This is a genomic window from Bacillus sp. EB106-04-04-XG123 (genome assembly GCF_058791855.1).
On the sequence record NZ_JBYTDZ010000005.1, the window covers coordinates 353,591 to 367,451 of the forward strand.

Here is a 13,861-nt window from a genome sequence, read left to right on the forward strand (position 1 = left end):
TTACTCTATTTTTAACAATAAATTGAGTGAGGGGCATGAAGATTGAGAATTCAAGATATGATGCAAATAGCGTTAATGACAGCGGTTATCGGGATGTTAGGCTTGATCCCGCCGATTTTACTGACATTTACACCTGTACCGATTACATTGCAAACCGCAGGTCTTTTGCTTGCTGGGGGGCTGTTAAAGCCAAAACAAGCACTGATCAGTTTATGTCTTTTTCTTTTGGTTGTGGCAGCAGGCGCACCTCTTTTGTCAGGTGGGAGAGGCGGGATAGGGGTCTTTTTTGGTCCAAGCGGTGGTTTTCTTCTTGCTTATCCTGTTGCTGCCTTCATGATCAGCTTATGGGTGAACCGGCTGAAAAAAGTAACCGCACTGCGTCTTTTTGTGATCTATGCGGTTTGCAGTATTGTGATTTTGTATATGTGCGGTATTCCTTTTCAAGCCATGATGATGCATATTAAGGTGTCACAGGCCGCTTTTCTTAGTCTGATTTATCTTCCAGGTGATTTCATCAAAGCGGGAATGTGTGCTGTCTTTACGGTCAAAATCATTCAGGCCATGTCCTATCGAAAAAGGGATTTGCCTAAAGGGAGGCGAGCAGTTTGATCAGAATAACGGAAAGCTATGCAGTACATGCAGAAATGAAACGAGATCAGATTGCCATCATAGATGAGCAAGAAAGCATTACATATGAAGATTGGTATGAACGTGTGCAGAGAGCGGCACAGTGGTTACAAGGAACGGCTCATCAGCAAAAAAGAATCGCTTTTTTATTATCAAATGGTGTTTCTTTTTTGCAAATATTTGCGGGCGCTGCTTGTGCAGGGTGGACAGCCGTTCCGCTTGATCCGAGATGGAGTCATGAAGAATGTGTCGAAAAGCTCTTGTTAAGTGAGGCGGATCTCGCCATTATAGAGGATCGATTGATGAAAAGATTTGAACAGGGAAGCGTGGACATGCCGATTCTTTCTTTATCTGAATGGAAGGAAAGAATGAGCTTTCTCACAGACAGACCATATAACACCTGCGATACCGAGAAGGACCCTGTCTTTTATATGGGATTTACGTCAGGTTCAACAGGCTCACCGAAAGCCTTTATTAGACGTCAGCAATCATGGATCGAGAGCTTTCGAATGACAGCTGCTTCATTTGGAATCACTCATCAAGATCATGCTCTTATATTAGGTACACTCTTATCCTCTCACTTTTTATATGGTGCCATCAGTACATTATACTTTGGCGGCACAGTGACACTTTTAGAAAAATTTGTGCCGGGAAAAGCGAAGCAAGCCTTAGAGACAGGTGATATCACCGTGATGTATACTGTCCCAACAATGACAGAAACGTTACTGCAAATCGATGCTTTTAAAGAAGACAATCCGCTTCTTGTCATGTCATCGGGAGCAGATTGGAGCATCTCGTCAAAAGAACAGCTCGTCTCCAACTATCCACATATCACTTTTTTTGATTTTTATGGCACATCAGAGTTAAGTTTTGTCTCTTATTTGTCTTCAAATGACTTTCTGCAAAAACCTTCTTCTGTTGGACGGCCTTTCTCCTCCATTCAAGTAGAAGTAAGGCGGCCCGATCAATCTGTCTGTCAGCCAAATGAAACAGGAAGGATTTATGTAAAGAGCCCAATGACTTTTTCAGGTTACTTACATGAGGAGAAACCGCCGCAGGAGTGGCTGACAGTTTACGATATGGGATGGCTGGATGAAGACGGTTATCTGTATATGAGCGGTCGTGAGAATGGCATGATCGTCTATGGAGGTCTGAATATTTTCCCAGAGGAAATTGAGCGTGTGCTAAATGAACAGCCAGAGGTGAAGCGGTCGATTGTGGTGGGCGTTCCTGACCCATATTGGGGTGAAATCCCTGTTGCCATACTGGAGCAAGTGCAGCAAATAAAGGTGGTTCGACAAGCTGTTAAAGAAAAGCTTGCGGCCTACAAGGTACCAAAAAAATGGCTTATGATTGATCAAATGATTGAAACATCCGGCGGAAAAATTGCCCGCGTGAGCATGAAAAGGTGGGCGGAGGAGCAATTGTCATGCAAGCGATGATCGTACAAGCAAAACGAACACCCTTCGGTGACAAAAATGGGATGCTGAAAGATTATCGCCCAGAGCAATTAGCCGCTCCCCTTATTCGGCATTTGTCTCAGAACATGACACCAGATGACGTCATATTAGGCAATGTCGTCGGAGGCGGTGGAAATATGGCCCGTCTGTCCTCATTAGAAGCAGGGCTTCCTTTACACGTTCCCGGTATGACGATTGACAGGCAATGTGCCTCTGGTCTTGAAGCGATCCGAACAGCTTGCATCATGGTTCAATCGGGGGAGGGCTCGATGTATATCGCTGGCGGGACTGAGAGCATTTCCAGATCACCAATGAAAGAAAGAGCCCGCTTTTCACCGGAGTGGATAGGAGATCCACATATGGGAGAAGCAGCAGAGCTGACCGCGTCGGCATTTTCTGTTACAAGAAAAGAACAAGATGACTATGCCCTTTTAAGCTGGGAAAGAAGTTTAGCGGCATTCAAACATGGTACATATGCAGAAGAAATCGTTTCGGTTGACGGGCTGAGTATAGATCAAGCAGCTGCTAAAATAAGACCGATGACAAAGCTGATCAAGCGGGCAAAACCTGTATTTTTGCCGGGGAAAGGAACTGTGACCACCGCCAATAGCTGTAAGGAAGCAGACGGAGCAGCTGCTGTCGCTGTGATGGAAAGATCGTTAGCGGAAGCAAGTGGATGTAAGGCAATGTTACGGTATGCCGGAAGTGCTGTGACAGCGATACATCCTCATTTTCCAGCTGCTTCACCAATTGATGCGATCAAGAAACTTTTACATCAAGAGAACATCAAGGCAGAGGAAGTGGCGCTATTTGAAATCAATGAAGCATTTGCGCTGAAAGCAGCACTTATTGCCCGCACGCTGGGGATACCATATGACCGGATCAATAGAAGAGGCGGTGCACTATGCCTTGGGCATCCATACAGCGCGTCAGGAGCTGCTATGATGGTGAGATTATTTTATGAAGCGCACACTTTACCGAAGGGAAGCTATGTCATGGCTGCTATTGGAAGCGGTGGCGGTGTTGGTTTAGCCGTTTTGTGGCAAGTTTTGTCATGACATGCATGAGCAAGGAATTGCCGAACTCCGTCGAATCATGTACTATAAAAGCTAGATGTGAGGAGGGCCATGCATGTTTTCAGAACAAAAGAAACGACCATTCTTCAAAAGAAAAATGGGGATCGTCCTGTTATCTGTCCTTGCTGTCATCATCATTGCAGCATTATCAGGCTTTTTATATGTTAAATCAGCACTCGGACCGGTCGATCAAAAAAGTAAACAAACGATTAATATTCATATTCCAAATGGGACATCTGTGCGCGAAATTGCGGGCATTTTAAAAGAAAATGGGCTCATTTCGAATGACACGATTTTCACTTATTATGCGAAATACAAAAATGCGTCCGGCTTTAAAGCGGGTTATTTTCATTTGAAACAAACAATGGACGCAGACACGCTGATCAAAAAGCTGACATCTGGCGGAACAGATTACGCCTTTCAGCTTGTGATTCCAGAGGGAAGACAGCTGTCTGATATTGCAGCGATTATTGCAAATCAGACGAATTTTTCAGCGAAGGAAGTTGAAGCAAAGCTGGATGATCCTGCTTTTATTCAAACACTAATGAAAAAATATCCGAAAACCGTGACATCACAGGTGAATGGGAAACAGGTGAAACATCCGTTAGAGGGTTACTTATTCCCTGCTACGTATCCATTTTATCGTGAGGATGAATCACTCGAGACGATCATTGAAACGATGATTAAACAAACAGATCAATACGTGAAAACGTATGAAAAAGACATGAAAAAGAGAAACATGTCCATACATGATGTGTTAACGATGGCATCACTCATTGAAATGGAAGCAACAGAAAAGACAGATCGGGCAAAAATCTCAAGTGTATTCTATAACCGGTTGAAAAAGGACATGCCGCTTCAAACTGACCCAACCGTTCTTTATGCACTTGGTGAGCATAAATCCCGCGTTTATTACAAAGACCTAAAAGTGAAATCTCCTTATAACACGTATAACAACAAAGGGCTGCCGCCTGGACCTATTGCAAATGCTGGTGAATCCTCTTGGAAAGCAGCACTGCATCCAGAGAAAACGGATTACGTTTACTTCCTTGCGAAGAAAAATGGAGAAGTCGTATTTACGAAAACGTTAAATGAGCATAATAAAGCAAAAGCGAAATACATCACAGGCAGCAATTAACGTACAAGTGAATCGAAAAAGACTGTAGACAATACGAGATTGCCTGCAGTTTTTTTTCGTTGGAATATCCATTTTATAGGTTCGCAATTACCACTTCTTTGTGGTAAAATATATCGGGTTGTTTTTACTTAGATGAACGAAAGATTGACGAGAAAGAGAGCTGCAATATGCAGGACTCTTCTTTTTCAGGTCATGAAGGAGCTAGACAGATAATGACTATCGAAGATGATCGAATAAATGATTATATTGAACATTTAATTCACCCAAGTCCTGATGCAATCGCTCAATTAGAGATATATGCAAAAGAGCATCATGTGCCAATTATGGAAAAGGTGAGCATCGAGCTTTTACTGCAGCTTCTTTCGATGAAAAAGCCGAAGAAAATTCTTGAGGTTGGGACAGCGATTGGCTATTCCGCCATTCGAATGGCAACAGCTCTGCCAGATGCTGAGATTTATACGATTGAGCGAAATGCAAAGCGCTATGAAGAAGCGACACGGAACATTGAGGAATTAAAGTTAAAAGAAAGAATACACGTGTTTTTTGGTGATGCGATGGAATCGGCTAAAACGGTCCAAACGATGGCGCCCTATGATGTGATTTTTATTGATGCTGCAAAAGGGCAGTACAAGCGTTTTTTTGAATTGTTTGAACCGATGCTTGCTCATGACGGAATGATTATTACAGACAATGTATTATTCAAAGGCTTAGTGGCAACGAATTATGAAGAAGAAATTGAAGATAAACGAAAAAAACAATTAATTGGAAAAATTGATCGATACAATCAATGGCTCATGTCAAACCCTGATTTCCAAACGTGCATTATTCCAGTTGGAGACGGGATCGCCATTAGTACAAAAAGAGGTGACCAATCATGAAGAAACCAGAATTGCTTGTAACGCCAAGCAGCGTGTCAGACGTCATGCCATTAATTGAGGCAGGAGCTGATGCATTCTTAATAGGCGAACAAACATACGGTATTCGTCTTGCGGGTGAGTTTTCAAGAGAAGATGTGAAACAAACGGTTGAGCTTGCACATGCCCATCAGAAAAAAGTGTATGTGGCGATGAATGCAATTTTTCATAATGATCGCGTCCAGCTGCTTGGAGATTATTTAACTTTTCTCGATTCATTAAACGTGGACGGTGTCGTCTTTGGAGACCCAGCCGTGATCATGGCTGCAAAGGAAACAGGAGTGAATCTGAATCTTCACTGGAGTACAGAGACGACTGGGACCAACTATTACACTTGTAACTACTGGGGCAGAAAAGGCGCATCGCGTGCTGTTCTTGCAAAAGAGCTGAATATGGACAGTGTGATCGACATCAAAGAAAATGCTGAGGTGGAGATTGAAATCCAGGTCCATGGCATGACATGTATGTTTCAATCAAAACGTACGCTCATCGGCAACTACTTTGAATACCAGGGCAAACAAATGGATGTCGTAGGCAGACATATGGAGGAAGGGCTATTCCTGCATGACCAAGAGCGTCAAAACAAATACCCTATTTTCGAGGATGCCAACGGGACACATATTATGAGTCCAAATGATGTGTGTATGATTGACGAATTAGAAGAGTTTGTTGACGCAGGCATTGACTCATTTAAAATTGACGGAATTTTAAAGTCACTTTCTTATATGACAGAGGTGACATCACTTTATAGAAAAGCAATTGATTTACTAACGACTGACAAAGACGCGTATGAAGATCAGAAAGAGGACTGGGTGAAGCGAATTGAAGAGATTCAGCCAGTGAATCGTTCGATTGATACAGGATTCTTCTTTAAAGAAACGGTTTATTAATATAAGAGGAGGCAGAGGAAATGGCATTATTGAAAGATGGTATTTCTGAAATGATTGATGGGAAACGTGTCATTACAAAAAAACCAGAACTGCTTGCACCCGCAGGAAACTTGGAAAAGCTGAAAATTGCTGTACATTATGGAGCTGACGCTGTTTTTATTGGTGGGAAAGAATTTGGGCTTCGCTCAAATGCAGATAACTTTTCAATTGAAGAAATGGCAGAAGGCGTCGCATTTGCAAACAAATATGGCGCACGCATTTATGTGACAACGAATATCTTCGCCCACAATGAAAACATGGACGGGCTGGAGGAATACCTTCAAGGGATTGAAGGCGCTGGAGTAGCAGGCATTATCGTAGCTGATCCACTGATCATTGAAACATGTAAACGTGTTGCACCGAAGCTTGAAGTCCACTTAAGCACACAGCAATCTCTTTCAAATTGGAAAGCTGTTCAATTTTGGAAGGAAGAAGGGCTTGAGCGTGTGGTGCTTGCACGTGAAACAAGTGCGCTAGAAATTAGAGAAATGAAAGAAAAAGTCGATATTGAAATCGAAACATTCATTCACGGTGCGATGTGTATCGCATACTCTGGCCGCTGCGTGCTCAGTAACCATATGACGGCAAGAGATTCTAACCGTGGAGGCTGCTGCCAGTCCTGCCGCTGGGATTATGATCTTTATAAACTAGAAGGTTCTGAGGAAGCGCCCTTATTTGGTGAAGAAGATGCACCATTTGCGATGAGTCCAAAAGATTTGAAGCTTGTTGAATCCATTCCTCAAATGATCGAAATGGGAATTGACAGCTTAAAAATCGAAGGACGGATGAAATCCATTCATTATGTTGCCACTGTTGTAAGTGTGTATCGTAAAGTCATCGATGCGTATTGTGCTGATCCAGACAATTTTGTCATTCAGCAGGAATGGTTAGATGAATTAGATAAATGCGCAAACCGTGACACAGCGCCAGCCTTTTTCGAAGGCGTACCAGGAACAGATGAACAAATGTTTGGCATTCATGGAAAGAAAACGACCTTTGATTTCGCAGGTCTTGTTCTTCATTATGATGAAAAAGAACAAATCGTGACATTGCAGCAGCGTAACTTCTTTAAGCAAGGCGACGAAGTCGAATTCTTCGGACCAGAAATTGAGAATTTCACATGCAAAATTGAGACGATTTGGGATGAAAAAGGAAATGAACTAGATGCCGCTCGTCATCCGCTGCAAATCGTCAAATTCAAGCTTGATCAAAAAGTATACCCTAGCAACATGATGAGAAAGGGGAAATAACAGCCACATGAGGAGTAAACCAGTTGTCATTGGTATTGCTGGCGGCTCGGGTTCAGGTAAAACGAGCGTCACCAATTCGATTTATGAAAAATTTAAAGGACATTCCATCCTCATGCTTCAGCAAGATTTATATTACAAAAATCAAAGTCATATGCCATTTGAAGAGCGCCTGCTCACGAACTATGATCATCCGCTTGCATTCGACAATGACCTGATGTTTGAGCATTTGGAACAGCTCCTAAGGTACGAATCCATTGAAAAACCAATATATGATTTTAAACTGAACACACGTTCAGAAGAGACTGTTCATGTTGAGCCGAAGGATGTCATTATCGTTGAAGGTATCTTTGCGCTCGAAGATGAACGTTTGAGAGACTTAATGGATATTAAACTGTATGTCGATACAGATGCAGACCTTCGCATCATCCGCCGCATTTTACGCGATACGAAGGAAAGAGGCCGGTCGATCGACTCTGTGATCGAACAATATGTATCTGTTGTCAGACCGATGCATAATCAATTCATTGAACCAACAAAACGATACGCCGATATCATCATCCCAGAAGGCGGCCAAAACCATGTGGCAATAGACTTAATGGTCACAAAAATTCAAACCATTCTTCAAAACCGTGCAGAGTAATAGGTAGAGAAGAAAAAGACCTTTACAGTGTAAAGGTCTTTTCAGCATCATATTAATAAACAGTCACGAAAACTTGTCCTAAGATAGACGATCCTTTATAAAGAGTGATAGTGGCTTTACCAGTTGAATGAGCGGTCACTAGTCCACTAGAGCTAACAGAAGCTACACTCTGGTTATCTGTCCAATAACGTGTAGCTGCAGAATCATAGACCGAGTACCGCTCACCAACTCTTAAAGGTAAACTGTAATCTTGAATCGAAATCACATCTAAAGTTTGAAATCCAGAAGAACTGTGATTGACTGTGAAATCCGCTGTTTCTTTGGCTGAAGCCATGCCCATTAGTGAAAAAGATAAGGTAGAGATGGATAGAACAGAAACAATTGTTTTCTTCATGTTCATTTAAAACACTCCCTAGCATATATTTGGTCTTGCATTGATAGAATTCAACATAAACCAAATATTTCCTTGTTAATATTTGTTAATAATATGTGAACATTTATGAAAGCAGCATTATCGGAAAAAATCTTGAGGGTTTGATATGATAAGAAAACAATGAAGAAAAGAAGAGTTGAAGAAATCACTACCATATAGCGAAAGAATGAAGTTGAAAAAGTATATTAAAAAAACGACAAACAAATCATCACAAATTTTCAAACAATTCTTGATCAAAACGCAATTTTGTAATAATATAGCATAGACATATCGTACACTGACCATATTATGTATTGGAAGATGGAGAATGGGTAAGCTATTCTTCTACATATGATCGAAATGGCCGAACGAGGTACAGGAGCTTCCTGTGCCTTTCCACAGTTTGTGCGATTTTAGACCGCTGCGGAGTGGTCCTGTCTAATAAAAGGCATAATAGTTGCATCTAAAAGGGACGCCATGTAAGATGGACTTTTACGAATATGGGACAGAAGGAATGAGGGCCTGAACATGTCCTCATTCTTGTATATTTCAGTCGTCACTCACGTGCAGAAAGTTTGTATGATGAGGATTAATAGAAGGAGTGAATGATTCATGGCACAAGAGAAAGTATTTCCAATGACAGAAGAAGGAAAGCGTAAATTAGAAGAAGAACTTGAACATTTGAAAACGGTTAAACGTAAAGAGGTTGTAGAGCGTATTAAAATCGCTAGAAGCTTTGGAGACCTCTCTGAAAACTCGGAATATGATTCTGCTAAAGAAGAGCAGGCGTTTGTAGAAGGCCGTATTACAACGCTTGATAATATGATTCGTAATGCCAAAATTATCGAAGATGAAGGAAATTCAAATGTTGTTTCACTTGGTAAAACGGTGACATTCGTTGAATTACCAGACGGCGAAGAAGAGTCTTACACCATTGTGGGAAGTGCAGAAGCTGATCCGTTTGAAGGCAAGATTTCAAACGATTCACCGATTGCAAAAAGCCTTTTAGGTAAACAAGTAGACGACAAAGTAACCGTTCAAACACCTGGCGGAGAAATGTTCGTCAAAATTGTAAAAATTTCATAATCACGTTTATCACGTAAACACCTCGTCCACAATAGGGACGAGGTGTTTTTATGCGCAAAAAAAGAAGAATTCAATGGACAGGTGCGATTATTTTTATGCTATTTCTCGGTCTTCTGATGAGACTGGCAGAAATTCAGCTGTTCTTCACAGAATCGTTTTCAAAGCTTGATATCAATTTAATACAAGAAAGTGTCAAACAGCGAACAGAAGAAGTCGTCATTTCAGACGGACGCGGTGAGTTTTTAGATCGAAACGGCCAAGCACTTCTTACAAAAGAACAGCCCGCGGTTATCTTATTTCCTTTCCTGCAATATGATCTTCCGCGCTTGCAGCAAACTGCCTCAATTCTTGAGATGGAAGAGAATGAACTCAAAAAACAGTTAACAGAAACGAAAAAACCGCTCATTTTAAAAGATGACATTTCGAAAAAAAAGCTGAAAGACATCAATGATATGAAATATTCAGGTGTGTACGGCGTATATATGAAAGAGAAGGACAAAAAAAGACTTGCCCTCCACACATTAGGTTTCACAAGCGAGAATCCAGAACTATTGAGAAAGCGGTATCCTGACAAAAAAGAGCTTTCCATTCGTACTGAAATCGGCACATTTGGGCTGGAAAGCACCTTTGACGAATTTCTATTACCCGAGCAAGACACAAAATTGTTATATCATGTGGACGGAAGGGGAAACCCCTTGTTCGGTATGGACGTCAAATATACAGCAGAAGCTCATTCCTTTTATCCACTTCAGGTACAGACAACAATAGATGAAGACATGCAGGCTGAAATGGAAAAGGTGCTCAAAGAACAAGGCGTTGAAAAAGGCGGTGCCGTTCTGCTTGACATTGAAAAAAGCAGTGTGCTGGCGATGGCGAGTACCCCAAATGTCACAAGCAAAAACCGGCACGAGGCAAGAAATTACATGCTGACAGCTATTGCACCAGGCTCTGTCTTTAAAACGGCTGTGCTTGCCGCAGCAATCGAAAAAAACCTTGACCAGCCACAAACCATGTATGACTGTCGAAAGAATTTATATGGAGAGCCGGAAGGAAAACAGGAAGTGCTAAATCTGACGGACAGTTTCTCAGAGAGCTGCAATTATACCTTTGCGACACTTGCTGAAAGGCTCATTCAAACAGATGATCAAATCATCGAAAAGACGGCTGCAAAGCTTGGACTCTTAGATCGAACTGGCTGGGAAGGGGATGTCTATCATAAGAAGCACTTCAAACAGTTTGATCGTGAAGAAACAGGCAGTGTGTGGGGAGATAAAAGAGACAAGCATGTCAAAAAAGCCATTGCACAAACCGCAATAGGACAAAAAAATGTCAAAACGACTCCTCTGCAAATCGCGAATATGATGGCTGCGATTGCAAGAGGAGGAGAACGAAAAGAAGTGAAAATCGCAGAAAAAGTGCTGTATCAAAACGGAACAACGATGCTGTCCTTTCAAAACAAACGGCCTGAAGGGGGCAGCATAGACCGCTATACAGCTCAAAAGCTGCAAAAATTCTTAAGACAGGTGGTGACCTCTGACAAGGGAACCGGAAGAAGGTTTCAAGATTTGCCATACAAAGTAGCGGGGAAATCAGGTACTGCCCAAACCGGCGGTCAAGACAAAAAGGGGAATCCGCTTTATCATAAGTGGTTTGCTGGATACTTTCCGGTAGAAAAACCAAAATACGCCCTTGTCGTTGTTCACCTTGACGAGACAAGTGGCCGGGCTAAGACAAATGATGCGTTTTATGATATTGTAAAAAAGGTCAATGAAATTGAAAAGAAACAGACATAGAACATCCCTTCATGACATGTTAGAATAGAAACGACTTAGGGAACAGAGGCAAAGGAGTGCAGAGATTTTGAGTAGAAATTCTCGATTTGAACATCGTGATAAGCGCAGAAAGGCAAATATGGTGCTTAACATATTAATTGGTATTGTTGTGGTGCTTATTTTGGTTGTCGCATCGAGTTTGTTAATTTTTAATAAGCCGAAAGATCCAGATGTAGCGAAAGAGCCATCTAAAACGGCACCTGCAACAAGTGAAAATAAACAAAACTCAGAAGAAGATGTGAAAGATCCAAAGAAAGACACATCCGATGATTCAGATGCAAAAAAAGATGATTCGTCTGATCAAGACGACGATACGAAGAAGACAGATGATGAAGAAAAACCTAATAAAGATGCGTTAAAAGACGCCAAAGAAACAGACGGCGGCAAAACAAGTGACGTCGACAAAACATACGAAAACGATGACTGGGAGCCTGTAGGAACAGAGCAATCCGGTTCACATACAGCAACCTATGATTCGAGCTCAACAGACTGGAAAGAAATGATCAAAGCCATGTCCTATGCGACAGGAATTTCAGAAGATCAAATGACCGTTCTTTGGTTAGGAAATAACGGAGGTCCTCAAGATGCAAAAGGAACCATCCGTGATAAATCAACAGGTGAACGCTACCGCGTGGAAATTACGTGGGTAGATGAAAAAGGCTGGAAACCTGTGAAGGTTGAAAAATTAAGATAAACATGAAAAAAAGATAGCAGATATGCTATCTTTTTTGTTTAAACATTCGCTTTAAAATGAACAACTGCTGTATACAAAATCCGCTCATCGATCACGGTCGTTTGATGACTGACAGAATGAACGGTCAGCAGAATCGCCTGATTATGTTCAATTTGTTTTTGGATCTTTTGTTCAAGTTCTTTTAAAGATGTTGCTTCAAAAAATTCAATTTTATCCTTTAAAAAATCCAGCTGAAAATCCATTTGATTCACCTCTCTATACTCTTCATTCATCTTAATCTCTCTCCCTCAGAAGGGCAAATATTTTTCTACCTCTCCCAGTATTTTTTAGTAGGAAAGAAACAGAAGTTGTGGTAGGATAGGAACTGTTCGACGGAATAAAACATACTATACGCATAGGAATAAAAAGATAAAGTGGAGGGAAAGAAAATGGGACGTGAATTTCTTTCTTTATTTGATCATTGGGCTGACTCTTATGACGACACGGTGAGTGGTCATGACGAGCAGTATAAAGAAGTGTTTCGCCGGTATCCGGATATTTTAAAAGAAATTACCCGCCGTTCAGGCCAATATGTTCTTGAGTTTGGAAGCGGTACGGGGAATCTAACAGCGCTCCTGCTTGCAGCTGATAAAAACGTGTTTGGTGTTGAACCATCAGATGCCATGAAGAAAGCAGCTCTTCAAAAAGGACTACCAAATATACTTCATGATGGGGATTTTTTATCATTTCCAGCGCCGCCTTTTGAGCCGGATACGATCGTCAGCTCATATGCATTCCACCATTTAACGGATGAAGAAAAAAAACAAGCCATTCACACCTATAGCAACATCCTTCACTCAGATGGTAAAATAGTCTTTGCTGATACAATGTTTCAAAATCAAGCAGCACATCAAGCTGAAATCGACAAAGCGAGAGCTGCAGGGTTCGATCAGCTTGCAGAGGATTTAGAAACGGAATATTATCCATCCATTGATGTGTTAAAGCAAATCTTTGAAGAAGAAGGTTTTAGCACATCCTTTCATCAAATGAATGATTTTGTTTGGATCGTAGAAGCGAAGAAAAGGGAATGAAAGGATGTTTTTGTTTTGAAAATCGCAGTTATAGGTGCAATGGAAGAAGAAGTGACGATTTTAAGAGATCAACTAAAGAATGCTACACAAGAAAACATCGCTGGGTGTGAATTTACAACAGGTGTTTATGAAGATAAAGAAGTGATTTTATTAAAATCAGGGATTGGAAAAGTAAATGCAGCGGTCAGCACAACATTACTGCTTGACCGCTTTCAGCCAGATTATGTGATCAATACAGGATCTGCTGGCGGTTTCCATCACTCATTAAATGTAGGTGATATTGTCATCTCTACTGATGTGAGACATCATGATGTAGATGTGACCATCTTTGATTACGAATATGGACAAGTGCCGGGACTTCCAGCTGCTTTCATTGCGGATGAAAAGCTTGTGAAGCTTGCAGAGGAATCTGCTTTAGAGATCGATCATATTCAAGTGGCAAAAGGAACGATTGCAACAGGAGATTCATTTATGAATGATCCGGATCGTGTAGCGTTTGTAAGAGAGAAGTTTCCAGAGCTATATGCGGTGGAAATGGAAGCTGCAGCTGTTGCACAGGTCTGTCAGCTCTTTGGTACGCCATTTGTTGTCGTTCGTGCGCTATCAGATATTGCAGGGAAAGAATCCAATATCTCCTTTGATCAATTCCTTGAGCAAGCAGCGATTCACTCAACCGACCTTGTCTTGCGTATGATAAAGCAAACACAATAAAAGAAGGGGTTTCCCCCTTCTT

The 13,861-nt window shown here is 41.4% G+C and carries 15 protein-coding genes; 13 read left to right on the forward strand and 2 right to left on the reverse strand.

The features are described from left to right. Positions 1-42 precede the first annotated feature (42 nt). The 8 genes from AC3WTB_RS16760 to udk all read left to right on the forward strand — a co-directional run bounded on the left by AC3WTB_RS16760 (position 43) and on the right by udk (position 8,034). The gene (locus AC3WTB_RS16760; protein ID WP_268465671.1) at positions 43-609 is read left to right on the forward strand and encodes a biotin transporter BioY; all 567 of its coding nucleotides are present in this window, start codon (positions 43-45) and stop codon (positions 607-609) included. After that, positions 609-2,069 (forward strand): acyl-CoA synthetase, encoded by a 1,461-nt coding sequence (locus AC3WTB_RS16765; protein WP_411210538.1) that lies wholly within the window; start codon positions 609-611, stop codon positions 2,067-2,069. The genes AC3WTB_RS16760 and AC3WTB_RS16765 overlap by 1 nt, the downstream gene beginning before the upstream one ends. Further along, positions 2,057-3,145, forward strand: coding sequence for an acetyl-CoA C-acyltransferase (locus tag AC3WTB_RS16770; RefSeq protein WP_492333983.1), 1,089 nt, complete (start codon positions 2,057-2,059; stop codon positions 3,143-3,145). The genes AC3WTB_RS16765 and AC3WTB_RS16770 overlap by 13 nt, the downstream gene beginning before the upstream one ends. A 73-nt stretch (positions 3,146-3,218) precedes the next feature. Then, on the forward strand, positions 3,219-4,301 hold the full coding sequence (gene mltG / locus AC3WTB_RS16775) for an endolytic transglycosylase MltG (RefSeq protein WP_039180252.1): 1,083 nt from the start codon (positions 3,219-3,221) through the stop codon (positions 4,299-4,301). A gap of 212 nt (positions 4,302-4,513) precedes the next feature. Beyond that, a complete protein-coding gene (locus AC3WTB_RS16780) occupies positions 4,514-5,179 on the forward strand; it encodes an O-methyltransferase (RefSeq protein ID WP_039180249.1) in 666 nt (221 codons plus the stop codon). Further along, positions 5,176-6,105 (forward strand): peptidase U32 family protein, encoded by a 930-nt coding sequence (locus AC3WTB_RS16785; protein WP_064497887.1) that lies wholly within the window; start codon positions 5,176-5,178, stop codon positions 6,103-6,105. Before AC3WTB_RS16780 ends, AC3WTB_RS16785 begins: the two co-directional genes overlap by 4 nt. Positions 6,106-6,125: 20 nt before the next feature. Continuing rightward, a complete protein-coding gene (locus AC3WTB_RS16790) occupies positions 6,126-7,394 on the forward strand; it encodes a peptidase U32 family protein (RefSeq protein WP_024423107.1) in 1,269 nt (422 codons plus the stop codon). A gap of 7 nt (positions 7,395-7,401) precedes the next feature. Continuing rightward, positions 7,402-8,034, forward strand: coding sequence for a uridine kinase (udk, locus tag AC3WTB_RS16795; RefSeq protein ID WP_024423106.1), 633 nt, complete (start codon positions 7,402-7,404; stop codon positions 8,032-8,034). Positions 8,035-8,086: 52 nt separating this feature from the next. On the opposite strand, the gene AC3WTB_RS16800 is transcribed toward udk, so the two are convergent. Next, positions 8,087-8,434 carry an Ig-like domain-containing protein gene (locus AC3WTB_RS16800; RefSeq protein ID WP_059374687.1) on the reverse strand — a complete coding sequence of 116 codons (348 nt, stop codon included), beginning with the start codon at positions 8,432-8,434 and terminating at the stop codon, positions 8,087-8,089. Positions 8,435-9,058: 624 nt separating this feature from the next. On the opposite strand from AC3WTB_RS16800, the gene greA reads away from it, so the two are divergent. The 3 genes from greA (at position 9,059) to AC3WTB_RS16815 (ending at position 12,058) form a co-directional block, all read left to right on the forward strand. After that, positions 9,059-9,532, forward strand: a complete 474-nt coding sequence (greA, locus tag AC3WTB_RS16805; protein WP_039180237.1) for a transcription elongation factor GreA — start codon at positions 9,059-9,061, stop codon at positions 9,530-9,532. A 50-nt stretch (positions 9,533-9,582) separates the two neighbouring features. Continuing rightward, on the forward strand, positions 9,583-11,325 hold the full coding sequence (locus tag AC3WTB_RS16810) for a peptidoglycan D,D-transpeptidase FtsI family protein (protein WP_144491373.1): 1,743 nt from the start codon (positions 9,583-9,585) through the stop codon (positions 11,323-11,325). A gap of 67 nt (positions 11,326-11,392) precedes the next feature. Beyond that, positions 11,393-12,058 (forward strand): YrrS family protein, encoded by a 666-nt coding sequence (locus AC3WTB_RS16815; RefSeq protein WP_099663481.1) that lies wholly within the window; start codon positions 11,393-11,395, stop codon positions 12,056-12,058. Between the two features lie 38 nt (positions 12,059-12,096). On the opposite strand, the gene AC3WTB_RS16820 is transcribed toward AC3WTB_RS16815, so the two are convergent. Continuing rightward, on the reverse strand, positions 12,097-12,300 hold the full coding sequence (locus AC3WTB_RS16820) for a YrzA family protein (protein WP_024423103.1): 204 nt from the start codon (positions 12,298-12,300) through the stop codon (positions 12,097-12,099). Between the two features lie 186 nt (positions 12,301-12,486). On the opposite strand from AC3WTB_RS16820, the gene AC3WTB_RS16825 reads away from it, so the two are divergent. Then, positions 12,487-13,128, forward strand: coding sequence for a class I SAM-dependent DNA methyltransferase (locus AC3WTB_RS16825; protein ID WP_492333984.1), 642 nt, complete (start codon positions 12,487-12,489; stop codon positions 13,126-13,128). Positions 13,129-13,143: 15 nt separating this feature from the next. Next, positions 13,144-13,839 (forward strand): 5'-methylthioadenosine/S-adenosylhomocysteine nucleosidase, encoded by a 696-nt coding sequence (gene mtnN, locus AC3WTB_RS16830; protein ID WP_024423101.1) that lies wholly within the window; start codon positions 13,144-13,146, stop codon positions 13,837-13,839. The last annotated feature ends 22 nt before the right edge of the window (positions 13,840-13,861 follow it).